This window comes from Vibrio sp. zbq_1 (assembly GCF_043102935.1).
In the GTDB taxonomy this organism is placed as follows: domain Bacteria; phylum Pseudomonadota; class Gammaproteobacteria; order Enterobacterales; family Vibrionaceae; genus Vibrio; species Vibrio parahaemolyticus.
The window spans coordinates 188,327-211,477 of record NZ_JBICJH010000041.1; the positions used below are offsets into that span (position 1 = coordinate 188,327).

Annotated in this window: 21 protein-coding genes; 12 read left to right on the forward strand and 9 right to left on the reverse strand. The window is 46.3% G+C overall.

All coding sequences use genetic code 11. From position 1 onward, the window contains the following. Position 1: 1 nt before the first annotated feature. Positions 2-3,571, forward strand: a complete 3,570-nt coding sequence (locus ACF8CV_RS18735) for a conjugal transfer protein TraG N-terminal domain-containing protein (RefSeq protein WP_392416469.1) — start codon at positions 2-4, stop codon at positions 3,569-3,571. A 32-nt stretch (positions 3,572-3,603) separates the two neighbouring features. Here the strand turns inward: ACF8CV_RS18735 and eexS are convergent, their stop codons facing one another. Genes eexS through ACF8CV_RS18770 form a run of 7 tightly spaced genes read right to left on the reverse strand, consistent with a single transcriptional unit; the run spans position 3,604 to position 7,276 of the window. After that, positions 3,604-4,035 (reverse strand): entry exclusion protein EexS, encoded by a 432-nt coding sequence (eexS, locus tag ACF8CV_RS18740; RefSeq protein ID WP_392416472.1) that lies wholly within the window; start codon positions 4,033-4,035, stop codon positions 3,604-3,606. Between the two features lie 54 nt (positions 4,036-4,089). Next, entirely contained in the window at positions 4,090-4,623 is a 534-nt protein-coding gene (locus tag ACF8CV_RS18745; RefSeq protein ID WP_025441473.1) for a FlhC family transcriptional regulator, read from the reverse strand. Further along, complete coding sequence (locus ACF8CV_RS18750) at positions 4,620-4,919, reverse strand: flagellar transcriptional regulator FlhD (protein WP_000210563.1); 300 nt, start codon at positions 4,917-4,919, stop codon at positions 4,620-4,622. Before ACF8CV_RS18750 ends, ACF8CV_RS18745 begins: the two co-directional genes overlap by 4 nt. Further along, positions 4,916-5,464: a lytic transglycosylase domain-containing protein gene (locus ACF8CV_RS18755; protein ID WP_392416476.1), complete on the reverse strand. Its 549-nt coding sequence runs from the start codon at positions 5,462-5,464 to the stop codon at positions 4,916-4,918. Before ACF8CV_RS18755 ends, ACF8CV_RS18750 begins: the two co-directional genes overlap by 4 nt. Next, positions 5,451-6,113, reverse strand: a complete 663-nt coding sequence (locus tag ACF8CV_RS18760; protein WP_001158521.1) for a DUF6475 domain-containing protein — start codon at positions 6,111-6,113, stop codon at positions 5,451-5,453. Before ACF8CV_RS18760 ends, ACF8CV_RS18755 begins: the two co-directional genes overlap by 14 nt. Further along, complete coding sequence (locus ACF8CV_RS18765; protein ID WP_072155927.1) at positions 6,100-6,969, reverse strand: hypothetical protein; 870 nt, start codon at positions 6,967-6,969, stop codon at positions 6,100-6,102. The genes ACF8CV_RS18760 and ACF8CV_RS18765 overlap by 14 nt, the downstream gene beginning before the upstream one ends. Positions 6,970-7,024: 55 nt before the next feature. Further along, positions 7,025-7,276, reverse strand: a complete 252-nt coding sequence (locus ACF8CV_RS18770) for a helix-turn-helix domain-containing protein (RefSeq protein ID WP_000451746.1) — start codon at positions 7,274-7,276, stop codon at positions 7,025-7,027. A gap of 117 nt (positions 7,277-7,393) precedes the next feature. Here ACF8CV_RS18770 and ACF8CV_RS18775 point away from each other — a divergent pair, with 117 nt between their 5' ends. From ACF8CV_RS18775 to deoD, 9 genes are all read left to right on the forward strand, one after another. Next, the gene (locus ACF8CV_RS18775) at positions 7,394-8,041 is read left to right on the forward strand and encodes a LexA family transcriptional regulator (protein WP_000854920.1); all 648 of its coding nucleotides are present in this window, start codon (positions 7,394-7,396) and stop codon (positions 8,039-8,041) included. 256 nt (positions 8,042-8,297) lie between these two features. Further along, a complete protein-coding gene (prfC, locus tag ACF8CV_RS18780) occupies positions 8,298-9,887 on the forward strand; it encodes a peptide chain release factor 3 (RefSeq protein ID WP_023584075.1) in 1,590 nt (529 codons plus the stop codon). 84 nt (positions 9,888-9,971) lie between these two features. Next, a complete protein-coding gene (locus tag ACF8CV_RS18785; protein WP_005456108.1) occupies positions 9,972-10,169 on the forward strand; it encodes a DUF5363 family protein in 198 nt (65 codons plus the stop codon). After that, the gene (locus ACF8CV_RS18790; protein WP_023584076.1) at positions 10,156-10,929 is read left to right on the forward strand and encodes a TatD family hydrolase; all 774 of its coding nucleotides are present in this window, start codon (positions 10,156-10,158) and stop codon (positions 10,927-10,929) included. Before ACF8CV_RS18785 ends, ACF8CV_RS18790 begins: the two co-directional genes overlap by 14 nt. Before the next feature lie 204 nt (positions 10,930-11,133). After that, positions 11,134-12,417 (forward strand): NupC/NupG family nucleoside CNT transporter, encoded by a 1,284-nt coding sequence (locus ACF8CV_RS18795; RefSeq protein ID WP_005456066.1) that lies wholly within the window; start codon positions 11,134-11,136, stop codon positions 12,415-12,417. Positions 12,418-12,998: 581 nt separating this feature from the next. After that, positions 12,999-13,775: a deoxyribose-phosphate aldolase gene (deoC, locus tag ACF8CV_RS18800; RefSeq protein WP_005456105.1), complete on the forward strand. Its 777-nt coding sequence runs from the start codon at positions 12,999-13,001 to the stop codon at positions 13,773-13,775. 97 nt (positions 13,776-13,872) lie between these two features. Next, positions 13,873-15,201: a thymidine phosphorylase gene (gene deoA, locus ACF8CV_RS18805; protein ID WP_138938294.1), complete on the forward strand. Its 1,329-nt coding sequence runs from the start codon at positions 13,873-13,875 to the stop codon at positions 15,199-15,201. Between the two features lie 68 nt (positions 15,202-15,269). Continuing rightward, entirely contained in the window at positions 15,270-16,490 is a 1,221-nt protein-coding gene (locus tag ACF8CV_RS18810; RefSeq protein ID WP_025501113.1) for a phosphopentomutase, read from the forward strand. 139 nt (positions 16,491-16,629) lie between these two features. Then, positions 16,630-17,349 (forward strand): purine-nucleoside phosphorylase, encoded by a 720-nt coding sequence (gene deoD, locus ACF8CV_RS18815; RefSeq protein WP_005456104.1) that lies wholly within the window; start codon positions 16,630-16,632, stop codon positions 17,347-17,349. An 87-nt stretch (positions 17,350-17,436) separates the two neighbouring features. On the opposite strand, the gene ACF8CV_RS18820 is transcribed toward deoD, so the two are convergent. Further along, the gene (locus ACF8CV_RS18820) at positions 17,437-18,042 is read right to left on the reverse strand and encodes a YtjB family periplasmic protein (RefSeq protein WP_005481596.1); all 606 of its coding nucleotides are present in this window, start codon (positions 18,040-18,042) and stop codon (positions 17,437-17,439) included. A gap of 91 nt (positions 18,043-18,133) precedes the next feature. On the opposite strand from ACF8CV_RS18820, the gene serB reads away from it, so the two are divergent. Then, positions 18,134-19,114 carry a phosphoserine phosphatase gene (gene serB / locus ACF8CV_RS18825; RefSeq protein WP_020841223.1) on the forward strand — a complete coding sequence of 327 codons (981 nt, stop codon included), beginning with the start codon at positions 18,134-18,136 and terminating at the stop codon, positions 19,112-19,114. Between the two features lie 42 nt (positions 19,115-19,156). Here serB and ACF8CV_RS18830 read toward each other — a convergent pair whose 3' ends face one another. Then, positions 19,157-21,505 (reverse strand): PilZ domain-containing protein, encoded by a 2,349-nt coding sequence (locus ACF8CV_RS18830; RefSeq protein WP_020835426.1) that lies wholly within the window; start codon positions 21,503-21,505, stop codon positions 19,157-19,159. Between the two features lie 136 nt (positions 21,506-21,641). Here ACF8CV_RS18830 and radA point away from each other — a divergent pair, with 136 nt between their 5' ends. After that, positions 21,642-23,021 (forward strand): DNA repair protein RadA, encoded by a 1,380-nt coding sequence (gene radA, locus ACF8CV_RS18835; protein ID WP_005456064.1) that lies wholly within the window; start codon positions 21,642-21,644, stop codon positions 23,019-23,021. The last annotated feature ends 130 nt before the right edge of the window (positions 23,022-23,151 follow it).

Here is a 23,151-nt window from a genome sequence, read left to right on the forward strand (position 1 = left end):
CATGTGGGAGATCTATTCCATCGGTGATTCGGCATTTTTAGAGCAGGTCTTGAACGCTGTCGCGATGATCACTGGTACAGGCGACTTTACTTCAATGGTTCGCATTGGCTTGCTCATTGGGGTATTGATGGTCTCTGTTCAGGCCTTAATGCAAGGTGGTCGTGGGATTAACTTTCAACACGTTTTAGTCTCATGGCTAGTCTTTGCAACCATGTTTGGACCCAGTACCCGAGTGAGCATTGAGGATGCGTACACGGGGCAAGTTCGAGTGGTTGATAATGTGCCCATCGGTGTTGCTGCCGCAGGTAGCACGATTTCAACTGTTGGCTTTCAAATCACGCGATTGTTTGAAACGGCGTTCTCAACTCCCGCGATGACGGAATACGGCTTTGCATCCAGTTTACAGTCACTGATTAAAGTGAGAAAACAGGTGATGGATCGCTCTGGGTTGGGTGACGCAAATCGTGTCGGCGGTTCGGACATAGAGCAATCGTGGTTTAACTACATCAAAGAGTGCACCTTGATTGGTATCGACATTGGCCAAAAGAACCTCGATCAGGTGCTGAGTGATCCTAACCCGATGACTGCGATTAGGTTTGATTCGCGCATTTATGGCACGCGCATCATGCTCAGTGGTAGCAGTAGCGATCTGGACTGCACCGATGCCTATAGCCAACTGAAACTCATGACTGAATCAACCTTCATTCCTAGGCTTAAACAGGTTCTGTCAGCCTCATTGGGGACTTCGTCAGCCACTGACACTGATGACGTGATCCGAAATGCGCTGAATAACCTTGGTTTGGCTTCGGTTAACACCCAAGAGTATATGACCGCGTCAGTGCTTTTGCCTATTTATGAGCAAAGCGTGACGGGCAAGTATATGGATGATCAAGCTTTCACCGCCGCCGTTATGGTTAACCAAGCGATTGAACAGCGCAATACACAATGGGCGGCGGAGCAGACTCTTTTCCAAAGTATCGTTCGTCCGATGATGACGTTTTTTGAGGGCTTCATTTACGCCATCACCCCTTTGATGGCCTTTGTGATTGCCCTTGGCCAAATCGGGATGCGAATGGCCGGGAAGTACTTGTTAATCCTGCTTTGGATTCAACTTTGGATGCCTGTCATGGCCATCATTAACCTATATATCCATTTAACTGTTGCTGGGAAAATGTCGGCTCTTGATGCCTTTGCAGGTACAGAAGTGCCATCTTTTGCTGGGATGATGCAGATGGATTCAGTGCTGCAAACCTGGATAGCTACTGGCGGCATGTTAGCGTCGAGTGTTCCAGCGATTTCGCTCATGCTCGTGTATGGCTCAGCAATAACCGCTACCCACTTGGCTGGGCGTCTTCAAAACGGTGACTCCATTGATGAAAAGATGGCAAGTCCAGATGTCGCGAAAAATGCCCCGGTAATGCAATCACAGTCAATGTTCCAAAATTCAGCCCTTACGGGTTCTGCTATGACCGGCGCGTCAAACCTACTAAGCAGTTTCTCTGTCGGAAACGCAGTGGGTTCAATGGTCGGATCTGCAAAAGAATCCATGACTCAGGCAACCCAAGCCTTTAGTCGTCAGGTTGGGAATACCATGAGTCGAACTTTTGGTGAAAAGCTAAGTTACGACAACCTGTCTTCGGTTGGACGTCAGATCGGCTCATCTAACTCCGCATCTAGCGCCGTTGTTAATCAGGTTACTGATGACCTGCAAACTCGGTATGGTTTTGGAGACGATAAAAAAGATGCTGTACGTGGCTTGGTATCGGGCGTGCTATCGGGAGGCCTAAGGGTCGGTGGCGATGGAACCATTACTAATCCCGGTGAGAAAGAAGTTGCTGATAAGGGCTTTCTTGGAAGGCTTCTTGGTACTGGCGGCAATGATTCTCCACAGGGCAACTTGCCAGGAGTCGATAAGCCAGACTCATCTCGTGTACCAAAACTATCAAGGGTACGAGCAGGGCTGGATTTAGGTGGTAACTTTAGTGGCCAAGTTGAGTCGTCAGAAGGCAGTTCTCGATCTACGACCGCAAATACGCTCACTGGGGAGATGCAAAGCTTGGCATCGAGTGATTCACGACGTGCTGAGTATCGCGATGCAATGGTTAAGGACCTTTCAGACTCAAGACGTTCTGGCTTTGAGATGTCCTTGTCTAACCAAGACTATCAGTCACTTCAGAGTTCAGCACAAGACGTTGTCACGGCATCAAATCGCTTTAGTGAGCTTGATCAGGCCAGCTACAGTCTATCAGGACAAAGAAATACTGATGGTGCGACGTTAACCCGATTAGCGGCGGACAATCCTGAAGTCATGGATTATTTAGGTCGCTATATGAACCAGCATGTTGAAGCAGGTAACCGTTTACGTGAAAACCTTCCAATGTATCAGCGCTTGTTACCTGATGATAATCAGGCGTATGTGGCCGCAGCTATGGAGTCTTTAACCTATAGCAACTCTTCAACGCCCGCTGAACGCGACAATGATTATCAAGCTGCAATGACGGTTATGGCCATGGCTACCGGAGCCGATTTACGATCAATTCAGCCGCGCTCTAATGAAGGCATGTCATCAACTGCACCTACTTTTGGTGGTATTCAAAGCCAAGTTGAATCGGGTGTATTGGGCGGATACGAGGGTGCAGCAACAGTTCAAACTCAGTTCAACGCAGCTCAATCGGCTTACCAAACCAATCTGTCTGGTATAGATGGACAGTTGAATGCGCATCAGCAGCAAGCTCAGCAGGCCGTAGCTTCTGACACAAGTACTTATCAATCTGGACTAAACAGTGAAGCTGGATCTCAGTGGCGAGCACGCATTATGGCTGATGATAGCGGAGTTTCTGGTGCTGAAATGTTCTTCAACAGCGCCAGTGCTATTGGTGATTTCAGTGGCAAGCATACTGATGCAGCACTGCATACCTTGAATCACTTTGGCGAAGACTATGAGAGTTACAAAGAACAAGCGCTTGAAGATCCTGGCTCACGAGGTTTCTTGCACAATGCAACTGTGGCCAGCAAATCAACCTGGGATGGCTTAAAAGCCGCCGTTGATGCCGGAACCTCTTTGGAAAATCCATTGACGGCGTTTAATGATGCATACAGTGGTTCGAGTTCGCAGTATGCCTCCGAAGTGAACTGGGGCACTAAGTCTGAAGCCATGTTGGCGGGGGCATTTGGTGCGGCAGTTAACAATCGGTATGGTGAGTTCTTAGAACAGTACGCCGATGATTTTAAACAGGAAGCATACAGCGAAGGGCAGAGAATGGGATTGACCCCGATTCAAAGTCAAGTGTTCGCTCAAGCTTTCAATGAAGGTTTGGCGGGGCGTGTTTTCAACTCTGAAGACTCATCGAGTTGGTCGCCTGAAATGCTTGGTCTAAGAGAGCAAATGCTAAATGACTATCGTCAAAAGGATGAGAGTGGCGCTTACATCCCTGATAGTGTGTCCGAAGAAGATAAAGCATTTGTGGATAAGCAGATAGCGGTGATCTCAAATGCATCCCTTGCGGGAGATTATGCTCAGAACAACTTGATCGATATTAGGGCCTATAACCAGGCATCAGGAAGGAACTGAAAATAGAAGGTAGCCAGCTTGTGGTGGGCTGGCTATTTTTTTGGCTTTTGGGGATACCTTGGATAAAAGCCATCAAAAAACGAATGGAGCTTATACCAATACCATTTTTCTTCAATGCTCAAAGTTCTACCCGAATCTTTAACTTGGCTGCTCAAGAATCTAATTCCAGTACAAATAGCTATAAAAAAGAGTCCCAAACCAGCAATTGTCCAACTCACTTGCCAATATGCGATTGCTAAAAACATAGTGGTGATGGCCATAAGGCCGATGGGGTTGCAGGTCGCTTTGAATCCCAAGTAGCTGAAAAAAACGACGGTGCAGAACAGAAATGGCAGAGCCGCTAACTTGGCAGATGCCGTTAATATTTCTGTTGGAAAAAAATGAGCCGCAGCCAAAGTCGCCAGAAAAAGCCCCAGTGATATAACCCAGCAACGTGCTGGTAAAGATTTAAGTAAGTTTTTCATCTTAGTACTCTCAAAGTGCACGGGCGGTGCACAATCAAATCATGAATCAGCATGTTAGTTCTCACAAAGTGCTCTAGTGGTTTGCTCGGCCATAATCTCGCACACAGGACATTTAAGCTGAATGCGCTGTTGAGATACCGTCAAATACAGACTGCCGCATCGACACCGGTGTAAGGATGCCAGCTGTGATCTTAAATCACGAGCTAGAACCCAACCTTCATTGATGGTCAGTTTTTTCCAAGGGATCTCAGCTGGAAGATCTGCCTCTTCTCTTGCAACCAAGTACGCATCGTAAGCCTTCATCAAAGCATCGATATTTAATTGCTTGTAGACATTATCACCACCAATATTGACATAAAGCGCCATCAGGAGGGAGCCTTCAACTAGGGCTCTTCTGCTTTTAACGATGGCATCAGATTCTGGCAATTGACCAGGACAAGGTGACTTGCCAGTCACTTCTTTGTGCAGCCTTCTGATAATGTGGATTGGCAAACCTGTATCGAGCGCGATAATGGTCGTTCGAAATCCATATTTAATAAGCAGCGAGGCTCGGGTAAACAGCTCACTTTTGGACAGGTTATCAATCATGCATCCCCCTTGTTGTTTAGGGTTGATAATAAATAAGCGATTCTTGGGATACCTGTGCCTTTGCTCTTCACCATCTCAATCAGTTGGCTTTGGTTACCCCTTGGTTGAAACAGCATGAATGATGAGGTCGCCACTCGTTGCAGGTCGTCAACACCGGCATTAATCAGTGCATCCACCACGTCGCGTGTAAGTCCAAAGCGCAAGACCGCCTCTTGCGGATCAATTCGCGCTAATTCTCGTGCTGCGTGTAGGTACGCCAAATTTAATTGATAGAAGTCTTGTTGATTGGTTGTCATTGACGGACCTCCAGTTCATGTAAAATATTGCGATAGATAGAAAGCACTCTTTGCCCATACCAGCGTGCACGCTCTTCGTTCCAACTGTGATAGCGGCCTATGCCAAGCTCTAAATCGTTTGGTGAAGACTTGATTGCTTCGGCCAAAATACTGGAGCCGACAGTAAGGTTGGTGATGGGGTCTAGCAGTTCTGCTGCTGAGCTCACTCGATGCCCATGCCAATGCAAATTGATTTGCATAAGGCCAATATCGAGCTGGTATTTTTCACTCTCTTGAAGTGCCTGGTTTAACAGTTGCTCCGCTTGTGTCTTAGATTTGGCGTAGGTTGCGTTTGAACCATTGCGAATTGCGTATGGCCATGGACTGGTCATGTTAAGACCTCGATGTGAGGCTGACTCAGCCAAGGCAACGGCGTAGAGCATGATTGGATCAATACCAACACTTTGTGCTGCTTTTTCCCACTGATAGCCCGGAAACGCATAGACTGAAGTGCTTGCGGACATGGCTATCACTAGGGCAACGGTTTTTGCTTTAATCGTTTTCATTTTTGTCCTCTAATTGATTTCCGAGAAGCGCCTGAATGGCTTTCGGGCTTATTCTTTTTAAAGGCACTGCGCTAAAATTGGCGATGCCTCTCGTGTAAACTTGAGCCGCTTTTGACCAGTCGCCCACGGCAACCGGCGCTTGCATATCAAATCCTTTTTGCTGGTTCTGATGGTCGGCAATACCCTGTAATAGCCTTGGGTATTCACCCACTTCGTCCCGCAGCAAGTAAGCCTGGTAGCGTGTTAAAAACTCTTTTTGCTTAAAGGGGTATTCCCTGTCATCAACCTTGCAGAGTTCAACCCATCCACCCATATCTGAAATCACGCGGTGGATAAGCGCATCGTCAAACATCACTGATGTCCAAGCGCCAACCTGACGAACAGCCTTGTCAACTTTGTTCCAAGCAACCATGGCTCTTGAACCCGAGTTGCCGTCGATATGCTTGATGACGTCAGCGGGCTTTGGAAAAAATTGCCCAGTATCCGGTGATTGAATATGCCGAGTCAGGCCGATTCGCACTTCTTCAATGCTATAAGCACGAAGGGCTTCAAATGCGATGGATAGCAATTGCGGTGATACGCTTTTGCCATACATGGCCCAAGCAGCTCCCCAAACTTCAGCAAACTCGCGTTTATCAACCTCCTGCACTTGAACGAACCTCCCGAATACCTGGTCCGGCCCAGCTTTCAGCGATGCGACGATTGCTTTCTTCAATATTCAATTGGTGATTGCTGCCCTTTAGGCTCGTCGATGATTGCTGTACTTCATCAATGCGAACGTACTCGTCTTCCCATTGCCGGTTTAAAAGCCAGTTATGTGGCATAGGGGTCTTAGTCCGATCTTGATACTGCAATCGGTTGTCACGTTGCTCTTTCCAGCGTGTTAGCACTTCCAAGGCGAGTTCATGGTCTTCATTGAGGCCCATGCGTAGCCATTCTTCTTTGGCTTTCGCTTTCTTTTCTTTGCGTATTTGTACATCCCAGAAGTCTTCAAACTGTATGTGGTCAACAGTTTTAACTGTTGGTTTATTGCTTCTCTCAGAGTCATCCGACCGTTGAGAGTCCCTTACCGGGTTGCCATCAGGCATAAACAATGATGAAAATTCTTCTGGAAGCCGAGCTTGGAAAGCGGCAAGTGACTTCAAAAGCGATGCCATACCAACGAAGTCGGCAGGTACATCTTTAAGTAACCGAAAGGCTGCCTTACCTTGGTTTGGGTTTTCGATTGGATTGTGCTTCAGAAAGCTCCGAATCAAAGTCCAACCGGATTCCTCGCAACGAATCAGGAACTTATCTTGTTCTAACTCACTTAAAGCCTTAGCAACTTGTTGCTCATCCCAGTTCAAGTCAGAAGCAACGTAACCAATCGGCAATCGAAAGCAGCCAAGCAAATTACAGTGTGGGCATGTAAGCAAATACAGTCCTAGCAACTTCGCTGAGTCACTCCAGGACAAAACGTTTTGCTTTAGCCAAAAGCGGGTATAGACCTTGCCATAATCACGCATGGAGGTACTCGCTTCTGTGTTTACGTAAAATGCTGACCATTACTTGCCCTTAATCCTACTGGTTACTGGCTTTCAGCTCGCTGGGGCATTCGGGATAGATGTCCGGTCTTAACTGAGATCGGGTTACCTGTCCTTGCGTAGCTTGTTCGATGGGTAAAACGAATTCAGCGGGAACACGCCCTGATTTATTCAACCAAAACCAGACGTTTTGCTGCTTTGAGTTGATGGCTCGTGCTAATGCTGATTGCCCGCCGACCAAGTCAATGGCACGGCGGAGATGTTTTTGTGTCGTGTTGAACACTTCCATACCGTCTCCTGTTACAATAAAAACTGTTACAAGATTGAATGTTACAGTTTAAACTGTAGGTAAGTCAACAGTTAAAATTGTTGAAAGGCTACAGTTTTATTTGTAGAATACGGGCTTATGAAAACTTTATCCGAACGACTAAACCATGCCTTGCAGCTTACTGGGGTGACTCAGTCTGAGTTGGCTCGTCGCATTGGTATCAAACAGCAGTCGATCAGCCAGATTTGCTCTGGTAAATCGGCTAGGTCTCGTTACACCATGCAGATCGCGGAGGCGCTTCGCGTGAATGCTCATTGGCTCGCCACAGGTGATGGCGAGATTGGCTTGGGGGTCGGTAATGTAGAAGTCGGGCCTGATATTAAGGGAAGAATTCCTCTCATTAACTGGGTTCAGGCCGGTGATTGGACTGAAATAGCGGAGGGATTTGCCCATGAAGATGCTGAGGAGTGGCGTGAAGTCACTGGGAAAGCACATGAGGGTTGTTTCGCACTTCGCGTAAAAGGCGACAGTATGGAAAATCCAAGCGGAAAAAAATCCATACCTGAGGGAGCAGTGATCGTTGTTGATCCTGAGTTACCTTACTCTTCAGGTTCATTGGTTGTTGCGCGTTTGGATGATTCGAAAGAAGCAACCTTTAAGCAGTTGGTTATTGATGGTGAACAGAAGTATCTAAAACCTTTGAACCCGCAATACCCTGCAATACCGATCAACGGCAACTGCACCATCATTGGTGTAGTACGACAAGCTATCATCGATTTTTGGTAGCGAAGGAATTTGTGGTTTAGCCACAGTTGTTCATGAGCTGAAGAAGCAACGATTGCAAACAGCTACAACTGAGCATTGGCGCACGCTGAGAGTAAATGGTAACCGATTAGATAACCATTGATTGTTTATAAAGTCAAGATCAGCGAAAATAGCGGCCAATTACGATTAACACGACGGATTTGACAAGCGAAGAACTGAAAAGAGAGTACTTCCAAAAGTGTGTACAAATCCGTGTACAAACTAAAAGAATTTATACATGGCAAACCAAGATTTTCTCAATGAAATCAATAAGCGAAGGACCTTTGCTATCATCTCTCACCCGGATGCGGGTAAAACAACCATTACCGAAAAAGTACTTTTATTCGGAAACGCGATCCAAAAAGCAGGTACTGTAAAAGGTCGTGGTAATGCACAGCACGCAAAATCTGACTGGATGGAAATGGAAAAGGAACGTGGTATCTCGGTAACCACTTCTGTGATGCAGTTCCCGTACAACGATTGCTTAGTAAACCTGCTTGATACTCCAGGACACGAAGACTTCTCAGAAGATACTTACCGTACTCTAACGGCAGTTGACTCGTGTTTGATGGTTATCGATGCGGCGAAAGGTGTCGAGGATCGTACTCGTAAGCTAATGGAAGTAACACGTCTGCGTGATACGCCAATCGTAACTTTCATGAACAAACTTGACCGTGACGTTCGTGATCCAATGGAAGTATTGGATGAAGTAGAAAACGAGTTGGGTATGATGTGTGCACCGATCACTTGGCCAATTGGCTGTGGTAAAGAATTTAAAGGTGTTTACCACATTCACCGTGACGAAACGATCCTTTATGAATCTGGCCACGGTCATGAAATTCAAGAAGTTCGCATCATCAAAGGTCTGGATAACCCAGAACTTGATGAAAAAGTTGGTGAAAGCCTAGCGGCAAGCGTTCGTGAAGAGCTTGAGCTAGTAATGGGTGCATGTCCTGAGTTTGATAAAGAACTGTTCCTAACGGGTGAATTGACACCAGTTTATTTCGGTACTGCACTGGGTAACTTTGGTGTTGACCATATGCTAGACGGTCTGACTGAATGGGCGCCAGCGCCGAAAACGCGTCAAGCGGTTGAGCGTGATGTTGAAGCGACAGAAGACAAGTTCTCTGGCTTCGTATTCAAGATCCAAGCAAACATGGATCCTAAACACCGTGACCGTATCGCATTTATGCGTATCGTATCGGGTACTTACACTCAAGGTATGAAGATGAACCACGTTCGTCTAGGCAAGCAAGTAAGTATCTCTGATGCGGTAACCTTCATGGCTGGTGACCGTTCACGTGCAGAACACGCTTACGCGGGTGACATCATTGGTCTGCATAACCACGGCACTATTCAAATTGGTGATACTTTCACGCAAGGTGAGTCACTGAAGTTCTCTGGTATTCCAAACTTTGCGCCTGAATTGTTCCGTCGTATTCGTTTGAAAGATCCATTGAAGCAGAAGCAGCTACTAAAAGGCTTGGTTCAGCTTTCTGAAGAAGGTGCGGTACAGGTATTCCGTCCACTGCAAAACAACGATCTGATCGTTGGTGCGGTAGGTGTGCTTCAGTTTGACGTGGTTGTGGCTCGCTTGAAGTCAGAATACAACGTTGAAGCAATCTACGAAGGCGTTAACGTAGCGACAGCTCGTTGGGTTGAGTGTGGCGATGCGAAGAAACTGGATGAGTTCCAGCGTAAGAACCAAGCGAACTTAGCATTGGATGGTGGTGACAACCTAACGTACATTGCCCCAACTATGGTTAACTTGAACCTTGCAAAAGAACGCTTCCCAGACGTTGAATTCCGTGCGACTCGCGAGCACTAATCAACCGCCGCGTTAAAGCAACTAGATTTTAAAACGCCCTTGGCTATAGACTTAGTCAAGGGCGTTTTTATATAAGGAAGAAAAATGAACTGGTTCAAACGTGGGTTAAAGCGTTACGACGATTGGTGTAAACAAATGGGATTAACGCCAGATCAAAAACGCAGCTGCGTCCCTTATCGAAAAGATCCTGCCCATCAAAACGAAGAGAAGGGCGAAGCTCTGTCTTTTTCTGACTCTCCGTCTGCTGGCGTCGATAAAAAGTCTCAAGATGAAGTTCTTTGATACGCACTGCCACTTTGATTTTGATGTGTTTCAAGATGACTTTGCGCATCAACTTGAGCTTGCTCAAACGCAAGGCGTCGCAAGAATTCTGATTCCTTCCGTCGGCCCGCAAAATTGGGCTCGTATTCAAACGTTGGCAGAGCAACACGCCAATTTGTATTACGCGCTCGGTTTTCATCCGTATTTTCTAGAAGATAACGTTGAGCAGCACCTTTCAGAACTAGAACGCTATCTCAACCAAAAATCGCCACAGTGTGTGGCAATCGGAGAGTGCGGACTAGACTTTGCAGTTAACGTAGATCCTGAGCTACAAGAAAGGGCGCTTGAAACTCAATTTGAGCTGGCAAGGCGTTTCAATCTTCCTGTCATTTTGCACAGCCGGAAAGCACACAATCGACTCATTCAAATGGTCAAAGCGGCGAAGTTACCTCGTGGTGGCGTTTTGCACGCGTTTGCTGGTAGTTATCAGCAGGGGATGGAGTGGGTCAGATTAGGTTTTTTCATCGGTGTTGGTGGAACCATTACCTATCCGAGAGCCCATAAAACTCGCGACGCGATTCAAAGATTACCACTCGAAAATCTAGTTATAGAAACAGATGCTCCAGATATGCCTATACTTGGTTATCAAGGGGAGCCGAATCACCCTGCCAAACTCATTCATGTATTCAATGAGCTCGCAGAGTTGCATAGTGTGCGAAAGCAATCGATTGCCACTCAGCTGTGGGAAAATAGCAATTTTGCTTTCTCTATCTGTGAATAAAATCTAAAGATGTAGTCTGAAATAGAAAACGTTTCCCTGCTTATTGTGAGATAACTCACAAAGGTGGGTGAATCAATGATGAATCTTATAAGAAAGTGTGAGGGTGGCATTACTTTAATTGATTCTGCGTGAGTATAATTGCCCCCGCTTTATAGCTCCATTTTGTAACACGCCAATAAATAACTTATAAGGAAGTCATAAACTATGAGCCTGTTTATGAGCCTAGTCGGTATGGTAGTGCTTCTTGCTATTGCATTTGCATTTTCTAATAACCGTAAAGCTATCAATCTAAGAACTGTGGGTGGCGCATTCGCTATCCAATTCGCATTAGGTGCATTCGTACTTTATGTACCTTGGGGCCGTGATCTACTGAACGGTTTCTCTACTGGTGTTTCTAACGTTATCAACTACGGTAACAATGGTTCATCGTTCCTATTCGGTGGTCTTGTTTCTGACAAGATGTTCGAAGTATTCGGCGGCGGCGGTTTCATCTTCGCTTTCCGTGTTCTTCCTACACTGATCTTCTTCTCAGCACTGATTTCAGTTCTTTACTACGTTGGCGTAATGCAGTGGGTTATCAAGATTCTTGGTGGTGCACTTCAAAAAGCGCTTGGTACTTCTCGTGCGGAATCAATGTCAGCAGCAGCTAACATCTTCGTAGGTCAAACTGAAGCACCTCTAGTAGTTCGTCCATTCGTTCCAAAAATGACTCAATCTGAGCTATTCGCGGTAATGTGTGGTGGTCTAGCTTCTGTAGCTGGTGGTGTACTAGCAGGTTACGCATCTATGGGTGTTCCTCTAGAGTACCTAGTAGCAGCATCATTCATGGCGGCACCAGGTGGTCTACTGTTCGCTAAGATTCTTCACCCAGAGACTGATCAGCCTCACGAAGATATCGAAGAAGCAATGGACGGTGGCGACGACAAACCAGCTAACGTAATCGACGCAGCAGCGGGCGGTGCGGCTTCTGGTCTACAACTTGCACTAAACGTAGGTGCAATGCTAATCGCATTCGTTGGTCTGATTGCTCTAGTTAACGGTATGCTAGGTGGCATTGGTGGTTGGTTCGGCATGCCTGAGCTAACTCTAGAACTAATTCTAGGTTACGCATTCTCTCCACTAGCATTCCTAATCGGTGTTCCATGGAACGAAGCAGTTGTTGCTGGTTCATTCATCGGTCAGAAACTAGTTATCAACGAATTCGTTGCTTACTTGAACTTCACACCTTACCTAGGTGACAGCGCTCAAGTAGTAGCAGCAACTGGTGAAGTAATGTCTGAGAAGACAACAGCTATCATCTCATTCGCACTATGTGGCTTCGCGAACCTTTCTTCTATCGCGATCCTACTTGGTGGTCTAGGTAGCCTTGCACCAAACCGTCGTTCAGATATCGCTCGCATGGGCATCAAAGCAGTTCTTGCAGGTACGTTGTCTAACCTTATGGCAGCGACAATTGCAGGCTTCTGCCTAAGCCTTGCAGCATTTTAATTAGAATCGGTTCTTAATATATAGACGCCGTTTTAAACCATGCCCTGTAGCAAGAGATTGCTGCGGGGCATTTTTCGTTTTTCAGGACCAAAATTTTTACGCTGAGTAAACCCAAGACATTGGTTTACGCAGCGAATGGAATAGCGGCTTGGAAATTTTGAGATACAAACCGTTTGCGCTCTATTTGGTGCTACAGTTTTGCGGTGAATATCTATAATGTAGTAATCACGAGATCATGGTTACGATAACCACTTAATCATAGAGTGAATATTACATACTCGATGGGCAAATGAATTGCCCTGCAATATCAGATCTAATAGGCGTTTCGCTGTGTGATGTGATATTAAAGACACCGCAATCATAGATTGTTGTGCCATAGGCCAAACTGGTACTGTGCGGTGACAAGGATAGCAATTGGCATATGAATTTTTCGCTGTATATGCCGAGTCTTCAGGGAACCAAGTCCGTTCATAAATAGACTGTTTAGCCAATTTCTCACACTATCTCGACTTGTTGATTATAGTTAGAGAAGTGATGTGAGGCTGAGTAGTGAATTTTTTGAATATTGATCGGAGATAGAAATGAGCGATTTAAAAGCAGCAGCGCTACGTGCACTAAAACTTATGGACCTAACTACGCTGAATGATGATGACACTGATGCAAAAGTGATCTCACTATGTCATGACGCGAAAACAGCAGTAGGCAACACAGCTGCAATCTGTATTTACCCTCGCTTTATTCCTATTGCTAAGAAGACACTTCGTGAGCAAGGTACGCCAGAAGTTCGCATTGCAACAGTAACGAACTTCCCACACGGTAACGACGATATCGACATCGCTGTTGCTGAAACAAAAGCGGCTGTTGCTTACGGTGCAGACGAAGTTGACGTAGTTTTCCCATACCGCGCGCTAATGGCGGGTGATGAGAAAGTAGGCTTCGAACTAGTTAAGCAATGTAAAGAAGCTTGTGGTGACATTCTTCTTAAAGTGATCATCGAAACTGGTGAACTAAAAGAAGAAGCACTAATCAAGAAAGCATCTCAAATCTGTATTGAAGCAGGTGCTGACTTCATTAAAACTTCAACTGGTAAAGTGCCAGTAAACGCAACACCAGAATACGCTCGCATGATGCTTGAAGTTATTCGCGACATGGGTGTTGCAGAAACTGTTGGTTTCAAACCAGCAGGTGGTGTGCGCACTGCTGAAGACGCAGCGGCATACCTAGCAATGGCTGACGAAATCCTAGGTGACAACTGGGTTGATGCTCGTCACTACCGTTTTGGTGCGTCTAGCCTGCTAACCAACCTACTAAATACATTAGAAGTGTCGGACGACGTCGCTGATCCAACAGCGTACTAATTCCAATAATACGTCTGAACGGTAGCACCTAAACGGGTGCTACCAAACCTCTTCTATCCTACTACAACCATGGCTCAAAAGAGCTTGGGAGGCACTAATGTATTTACCACAAGAAATCATTTGTAAAAAACGTGACGGCGAAGTCCTAACTGCCGACGAAATCAACTTCTTTATTCAAGGCGTAGCGAACAACACGGTATCTGAAGGTCAGATTGCGGCGTTTGCTATGACGATTTTCTTTAATGAAATGACCATGGATGAGCGCATCGCCCTAACGTGTGCAATGCGTGACTCAGGCATGGTAATCGACTGGAGCCACATGAACTTCGGTGGTCCAATTGTCGACAAACACTCAACCGGTGGTGTGGGTGACGTAACTTCTCTGATGCTTGGCCCTATGGTGGCAGCATGTGGCGGTTTCGTACCTATGATCTCTGGTCGTGGCCTTGGCCACACAGGCGGCACGCTAGATAAACTTGAAGCGATTCCTGGCTACAACATCACACCAACGAACGAAGTTTTTGGTCAAGTAACCAAAGATGCGGGTGTGGCGATCATCGGTCAAACGGGTGATCTTGCTCCGGCAGATAAGCGCGTGTACGCGACTCGTGATATCACGGCTACCGTAGACAACATCTCACTGATCACGGCATCGATCCTGTCTAAGAAATTGGCAGCGGGTCTGGAATCTCTAGTGATGGATGTAAAAGTCGGTTCTGGCGCATTTATGCCAACTTACGAAGCGTCTGAAGAGCTAGCAAAATCTATCGTTGCTGTAGCAAATGGTGCAGGTACGAAGACTACCGCAATTCTTACGGACATGAACCAAGTACTGGCTTCTTCTGCGGGTAACGCGGTGGAAGTTCGTGAAGCGGTTCGTTTCCTAACGGGTGAATACCGCAACCCGCGTCTACTTGAAGTGACGATGGCATCATGTGCTGAAATGCTCGTGCTTGGCAAACTTGCTGAGAGCACAGACGACGCACGCGCGAAACTGATGGAAGTGCTAGACAACGGTAAAGCAGCAGCTTGCTTCGGCAAAATGGTTGCGGGTCTTGGCGGTCCAGCTGACTTCGTAGAAAACTACGACAACTACCTAGAAAAAGCAGAAATCATCAAGCCAGTTTACGCGACAGAAACAGGTATTGTCTCTGCAATGGACACACGTGCTATCGGCATGGCTGTGGTTTCTATGGGTGGCGGTCGCCGTGTTGCAACTGATGAAATCGACTATGCGGTAGGTTTCGATAGCTTCATCCGTCTGGGTGAAGTCGCCGATAGCGATAAACCTCTAGCCGTTATCCACGCTCGCAGTGAAGAGCAGTGGGAAGAAGCGGCAAAAGCACTACGCAGTGCAATCAAAGTGGGTGGTGAATACACACCAACGCCAGAGGTTTACCGTCAAATTCGTGCAGAAGATATTTAATAGAACAAGTAATTACATAAGGCCTACTCAACCATAATAATTCGCCGAGTGGGCCTAAGGAAAGAGCAATGAAAAGAGCATTTATTTTAGTACTAGACTCATTCGGTATCGGTGCAACTGCTGATGCAAAAGAATTTGGTGATGTAGGTTCAGACACTCTAGGTCATATTGCTGACCAGTGTGAAAAAGGCTTAGCAGATAACGACAAACGCCAAGGCGCACTTCGCCTTCCAAACCTATCTAAGCTTGGTTTGGCTATGGCACACAAAGAATCAACAGGTCGCTTTGCACCTGGCCTAGACGCTGAGGCAGAAATCATCGGTGCTTACGGTCACGCTGCTGAGCTTTCTTCTGGTAAAGACACTCCGTCTGGTCACTGGGAAATTGCTGGCGTACCAGTTCTGTTTGACTGGGGCTACTTCACAGATAAAGCAAACAGCTTCCCTAAAGAGCTGACTGACCGCATTCTTGAGCGTGCAGGTCTAGATGGCTTCCTAGGTAACTGCCACGCATCTGGTACTCAAGTTCTTGATGACCTTGGTGAAGAACACATGAAGACTGGCCAACCAATCTTCTACACCTCTGCGGATTCAGTATTCCAAATCGCATGTCACGAAGAGACATTCGGTCTAGATCGTCTACTAGAGCTTTGCCAAATTGCTCGTGAAGAACTAGAAGATTACAACATCGGCCGTGTAATCGCGCGTCCATTCATCGGTCCTGGTAAAGGTCAATTTGAGCGTACGGGTAACCGTCGTGACCTATCTGTAGAGCCACCATCAGCAACGGTTCTACAAAAGTTAGTCGAAGAGAAACAAGGCAATGTGGTTTCTATCGGTAAGATTGCAGACATCTACGCAAACTGCGGTATCACCAAGAAAGTGAAAGCGACAGGTATTCCTGCATTGTTCGAAGCAACGCTAGAGCAAATCAAAGAAGCGGGTGATAACACCATCGTATTCACTAACTTTGTTGATTTCGACTCCGCTTACGGCCACCGCCGTGATGTAGCGGGTTACGCTGCGGCGCTTGAGTACTTTGATGGTCGCATCAACGAAGTGCTCGAACTGATGGGTGAAGATGACGTGCTAATCCTAACGGCTGACCACGGTTGTGACCCAACATGGCCAGGTACTGACCATACTCGTGAGCACATTCCAGTATTGGTTTACGGTCAAAAAGTGCCAGCTGGCTCTCTTGGCCGCCGCGAAACGTTCGCAGATATCGGCCAAACATTAGCGAGCTACTTCGGTACTTCTCCAATGGATTACGGTAAGAATTTCCTATAATTAGGATATTAAAAACTAGGAGCTGAATGCTCCTAGTTTTATGTTTGCAGTATGCAAGTACTGCTTGTCGGAAATGAGAATACTCTGGCTTACATCGCCTTAAGCGCGGAGCGCTAGAGAAAGGTTAAGGAAAAGAAAAATGGCAACTCCACATATCAATGCTGAAATGGGTGCATTCGCAGACGTAGTACTGATGCCAGGTGACCCGCTACGTGCAAAATACATCGCAGAAACCTTCCTTGAAGATGTTGTTCAAGTGTGTGATGTGCGTAATATGTTCGGTTACACAGGCACTTACAAAGGCCGTAAAATCTCTGTGATGGGCCACGGTATGGGTATCCCATCATGTTCGATTTACGCGACTGAGCTAATCAAAGACTTCGGTGTGAAGAAAATCATCCGTGTCGGTAGCTGTGGTGCGGTGAATGAAGACATCAAAGTACGTGATGTTGTGATCGGCATGGGCGCGTGTACGGATTCAAAAGTAAACCGCATTCGCTTTAAAGGCCATGACTTTGCGGCTATCGCAGACTACAAAATGGTTCGTGCAGCAGAAGATGCAGCAAAAGCACGTGGTATTGATGTGAAAGTCGGCAACCTATTTTCAGCGGAGCTTTTCTACACGCCAGATCCAGAAATGTTCGACGTAATGGACAAGTACGGCATTGTTGGTGTTGAAATGGAAGCGGCGGGTATTTACGGCGTAGCAGCAGAATACGGCGCAAAAGCTCTGACAATCTGTACAGTTTCTGACCATATCAAAACTGGCGAGCAAACCACATCAGACGAGCGTCAAACAACATTTAACGACATGATGCTAATCGCGTTAGATTCAGTATTGCTAGGCGACGCAGAATAAGCGACAAAGATTCGTCTTCGCTTTCAAGAACTAAAAAAACAGCCCGCTCAAAGCGGGCTGTTTTTTATTTGAAGTTGGCTGTTGGAATTACTTGGTCAGCAGCAAGTTTTCGGCTTTTTTACGGCGGATCGGCTGTCTACGTAAAATCATAATAAACAACATGCCACACACAAAACTCATCAAGACCATCATGTACATGTAACGATCACTCTTACGATAATGGTGATCAGAAATTGCCGTCACTCGGCCTGTCTCAAACGTCACACGTACAAAACCAATCACAGCACCATCAGCTAGGACTGGCTCGACCAATTGCTGGCGACCAATAGATGCGGTGGCCAGTGGGGTATCTAATCCTAGGACCTCACGGACAGACAGCGCCTCGTCACTCGATGCTAATCGCACACCTTGTGAGTCATAAATCGTGGCATCAAATACCAAACGGTCTTGCGCGAGCTGGTTGGTCAGCTTAAGCAATCGCTCTTGGTCTTTGGTTAATATCATTTCGCTGGCAGACAAAGATGCCTGCGAGATCAAAACCTTGGTGAGTGTTTCAAGCTGCTGCGCTTGAATCTTCTCGTTGCCCTTACTGATCACAACACTGTTTTTTATGGTGATGAATAACATCACGCACAGTAGGATTAGTGCCAGAATTCGCAGGGCATTCCTTACTGAGAACAAGGATTCACTCATGCTCTTTACTCATCCATTTAAAACAAAACAAAGACTTGCCTTTTTAGTTTGTTGAGGTAACGTTTTAGCAAAGTCATAAGGGATTATATACATGGACGCGTCAAAAAGCTTGCCTATCAGAAAACATACGACACTTTTAAACCGACTGCCCGAAACTCGATTTGCTACCCAGTTAGATAAAGCGAAAGCGAATTGGATCGTTTTTGCTGAATATCTTTCCCCTCGCCACTTTGAAGATATCGACTTCTTTACTGGTTTCTATAACCCGGTGTTAGAAACATGGAAAGTCGGTCAGTATGAAGTAGCATTGATGGCGGGCGAATTAACATCTCAACACGAAACCATCTTAAAAAGCCTCAACATTGATTATGCTTCTCTGAATGAAGTGCCGGATCTCTCTGCGCCTGGCTTAGTGGTGTTCGATATGGATTCCACAGCGATTCAAATTGAATGTATTGATGAAATTGCCAAACTGGCTGGAGTAGGGGAAGAAGTCGCCGAAGTGACTGAACGTGCGATGCAAGGTGAGTTGGACTTTGAACAAAGCTTGCGTCAAAGGGTTGGTAAACTAAAAGGTGCAGATGAAGCGATTTTAGAGCAAGTGCGTTCTGAGCTTCCATTCATGCCAGACTTTGAAGCGTTGATTGCGACCTTTAAAGCGCTCGGTTGGAAAACCGCCATTGCATCTGGTGGGTTCACGTATTTCTCTGATTACATCAAAGAGAAAGTCGGTCTGGACTTCGCTCGTTCAAATCAGCTTGAGATCATTGACGGAAAGTTAACAGGGCAAGTGATTGGTGACGTGGTATCTGCGCAAACCAAGTCCGATATTTTGGTTGAACTGGCGGATGAATACGAAATTGAACAGCATAATACCGTTGCCGTTGGTGATGGTGCCAACGACTTAGTGATGATGTCCGCCGCAGGCCTTGGTATTGCCTACCACGCGAAACCTAAAGTAGAAGCGCAAGCACAAACCTCGGTGCGTTTTGCTGGGTTAGGTGGGGTGCTCTGTATTTTGTCTGGCGCGCTCGTGAAGCAGCAAAAAATCAGTTGGAAAGCGAAGCCTTAATAGAATCAGAAAGAAAAACACCGCCTATCTTGGCGGTGTTTTTTATTCCGTTAGTTCAAGTCGCACGACGACTTCTTCGGTGATGTCTTCAAACTCGCTGTAGCCAACCAAAGCCGTCAGCTCCTTTTCTAGTTTACTGGCTTGATGAACGCCAAACTGAGTAAGGTCACTCAAGTCCTGTCGTAGCAGCGACGTCATAGGATCAAAAATGGGTGCCGTGGACATTCGAAATACATAGAAATCGCCCATCATGCGCGCTTTTTTGATGAACTGAATTCGCTCTTTCACGCTATTAAATTCTTGGTGCAGTTTGGATTCGATAGCCGTGATCTTATTGCCGATTTTCGCTGCACTAATGTAGATGTCTTGGTGTCTCGCTTGTGCTCCGTCGACACGCTTAATTGGTTCTGCAATCAGCGTGCTAGAGCGGCCTTTAAAAATTGGCTCTAAAGAGAATTTTTGGTCGTGACCTAAGCGCGCAAATAACTCAATGTGTTTTGGCAACGGCAGGTTCACCCCAACCACCGGAGTTTTTAGTGCCGACGCTGTACTTTTGCTGATAAAGATGGGTGTGCTTAACGTCCTTGATAGCAAAACGCTGTGCAGTCTTTCCAGTAATGCGTTGCTTGGTAACATCTCTTTTTGTGGGATCAGCTTATCTTGGTTGTGTTCAATGATGCTGTTGAAGAAAGCGATCACACGGATCGTTTTGCTGTTTTCATCAATAACCAATTGTACGCTGCAGCCGTCAGGGCTGACTCGAATAACGCGATATGGAACGGCCATGAGAGGCAGCTTTTTATCGTAAAGTTGTAACTCACGAAAGTTAACTTGCACTTCTTGTCCCGAGCGTAACATCGTTGGCTCATCTAAACGAATCCCCAAGCCTCGCTTAGAAATATCAACGGTTGAACCTGCTGCTTTTAACTCACCCGAACTGAGTTCAAGCGGCGTTTTGAATCGATAGCGTGGTTCTTTACGGCGCGATTGAGCATCGAAATAGATACCTTTGGGGTTGCCAGTGATTTTTCGAGGATGACGAAAGGCATTTAACGTGTTGGCTGGCAAACGCGGCTTTTCTGTTAATAGGTAATCTTGCCCCGACTTTTCGTCAGCGATTTCTTGCAAAATGCCGATATGAGTCAGTGACTGAGAGGTTTCGGCTAACTCTGGAGAGAATAGTGCAAGATCTTCTTTCTCTTGCTCAGACAACTCAAAAATAGAAATTCGAAACGCACGCCAACTTTCTCGCTTAGCCCCTAAATGCCAAAACAGCTGGCGTTGTTCGCGAGTCGCTTCGGGTCTAAGCATCGAGTAGAAGTACGTTTTGTTTTCATGTTCATGAGTAAACGAGTACAAAACGTTACTGGTGCCTTTCACGCCTTGTTTGATCAAAGAAGCGACGCGTTGCTCGTTAAACAAGGAGCCAAAGACTTGTTGATTTCTCTCATCGTGCCAGTACTGCCACAACTTTTGGTTGTTTGGTGTCAGCATCGCTAGCTTGAGTTCGTTACCATCAAAAAACAGTGGTAAGTTGCTCGTGTGTTTGAGTGCAATGTGCTCATAACCGCGTGTGCGTGCACGAATGATTTTATCTTGGTTGTCATGACGTGCGCGCTTGGCGGCACTGTTTAATGCTTCGTCGATGACGCGCGCAACGACATTGGTTTCCGTTAGACGAATGGTTCGTAGATAGCGCACTGCATCATTTTCATAGCAATCGTCTACGGCCAATACTCGATACGACAGTGGCTTTTCGATGCCTGCAACTTGCGACTTGCCTGCAAACTCGGTAAATGAAACGTGAATGATTTCACCAAGGTTGTATTTAAATGCGCTCGGGACTTTAAATTTCGCTCCAGAGCTCGACAAATCGATGCTTAATCCATGAAGGATTTGCCCTTTGGCGCGGCGAATTTCTACCTGGGACTGAACCTTCAACCGCTTTTCTTGGCGTTTTAAGTCGTAACCGAGGTGAACCGGTTCTGCGAGAAAGGGGCTTTTAGGATCGGTTAATGAATGAGACTTTTCCTGTGTGGCGAGCTTGCTCATCACACGAAAGTTATTGCGCGTGTTGACCAATGCTTCCCACATGCCTTCGGTGTAGGTGCCAAACTTTTTAATGTTCTTGTGATAAGCATTAAAAGCGACATCGTCCAACCAATGCGAAATGCCATCTAAAACATATTCACGACATTCGCCTTTGACGCGACCACGTAAATCAATGCTCTTCTTACATGGTGCCATAAGACGGTTCAGTTCCATCTTCACTAAGATTTTGGCCGACGGCGGCTCTTCCTCGGTCAATTGACCAAGGACAAAATCAAAATCTTCAGAACCATAAACGGGAATGAGTCTTTCAGCGAGCGAGAGAATTTCAGATTGCTGCATTATTTCTGTTAGAGTATGTCGTTACTTTAATTTGTATCGACTAAGTAAAGTAAAACTTAAGTATATCAATAGTTCATTTCAGATTAGATCTGACTTGGCTGTGCTTGGTCACATTTGTAGAAAAAATCGAGGCATCATGGCGAAAGCAAAACGAGCGTATGTTTGTAATGATTGTGGCGCGGATTTTCCACGTTGGCAGGGACAATGTAATGCGTGTGGTGCATGGAATACGATCACAGAGGTGCGCATTGCTGCTTCGCCAACCGTTGCTCGCAATGAACGCTTAAGCGGTTATGCTGGTTCGGCGACAGAATCGAAAGTCCAAACCTTATCTGAAATCGATCTGCAAGAAGTGCCGCGATTCACTAGTGGTTTTAAAGAGCTCGATCGTGTGCTTGGTGGTGGTGTCGTACCTGGCGCGGCGATTCTGATAGGTGGTAACCCTGGCGCGGGTAAGTCGACGTTGCTTCTTCAAACTATGTGTACGTTATCAGGGCTGATGCCGACACTTTACGTTACGGGTGAGGAATCGCTTCAACAGGTTGCGATGCGCGCGTCTCGTCTTGGTCTGCCAAAAGAGCACCTGAAGATGCTATCAGAAACCAACGTCGATAAAATTTGCCAAATTGCAGAGAAAGAGCAGCCCAGAATTATGGTGATTGACTCGATTCAGGTTATGCACGTTTCTGATGTTCAATCGTCACCGGGCAGTGTTGCTCAGGTGCGAGAATCTGCGACGGCACTGACGCGATACGCAAAACAGAACAATGTTGCGGTATTTATTGTTGGTCACGTAACGAAAGATGGTACTCTTGCCGGCCCTAAAGTCCTTGAGCACATTATTGACTGTTCTGTCTTGCTTGATGGCGGAACAGATAGTCGTTTCCGTACACTGCGCAGCCACAAAAACCGTTTTGGTGCGGTAAATGAATTAGGCGTGTTTGCGATGACGGGGCAGGGACTGAAAGAAGTAAGTAACCCATCGGCGATTTTCCTTTCTCGTGGCGAAGAAGAGACGTCAGGATCTTCGGTCATGGTTGTGTGGGAAGGTACACGTCCTCTATTAGTAGAGATTCAAGCGCTGGTAGACTACTCGCAATTGGCAAACCCTCGTCGCGTAGCGGTTGGTTTGGAGCAGAATCGTCTCTCCTTATTATTAGCCGTACTGCATAAGCACGGTGGTCTGCAAATGGCTGATCAAGACGTGTTTGTGAATGTAGTCGGCGGCGTTAAGGTAACAGAAACCAGTGCGGATCTTGCTTTAGTGATGGCGTTACTATCAAGCTTTCGCGATCGTCCGTTGCCAAAAGATGTGGTGGTATTTGGCGAAGTTGGTTTGGCTGGCGAGATTCGTCCGGTACCTAGTGGCCAAGAGCGTTTGAACGAGGCATTTAAGCACGGCTTCAAAAAGGCAATTGTCCCGGCTGCTAATATGCCAAAAGGTGGCATTCCGGGGATGCAAATCCACGGCGTTAAGAAGTTGTCAGAGGCTATTGAGGCTTTTGACGAGCTGTAATGCTGAAAAAGAATGGTATTTGTGGGCTCACAAACTGTTCATTCCGTCCTGAATATAGAACGAATAAAGTACATAAATCGCTATGTTTGACTATCCTTTGAGGACGGAAAATTCACGTTAAAATTTTTTT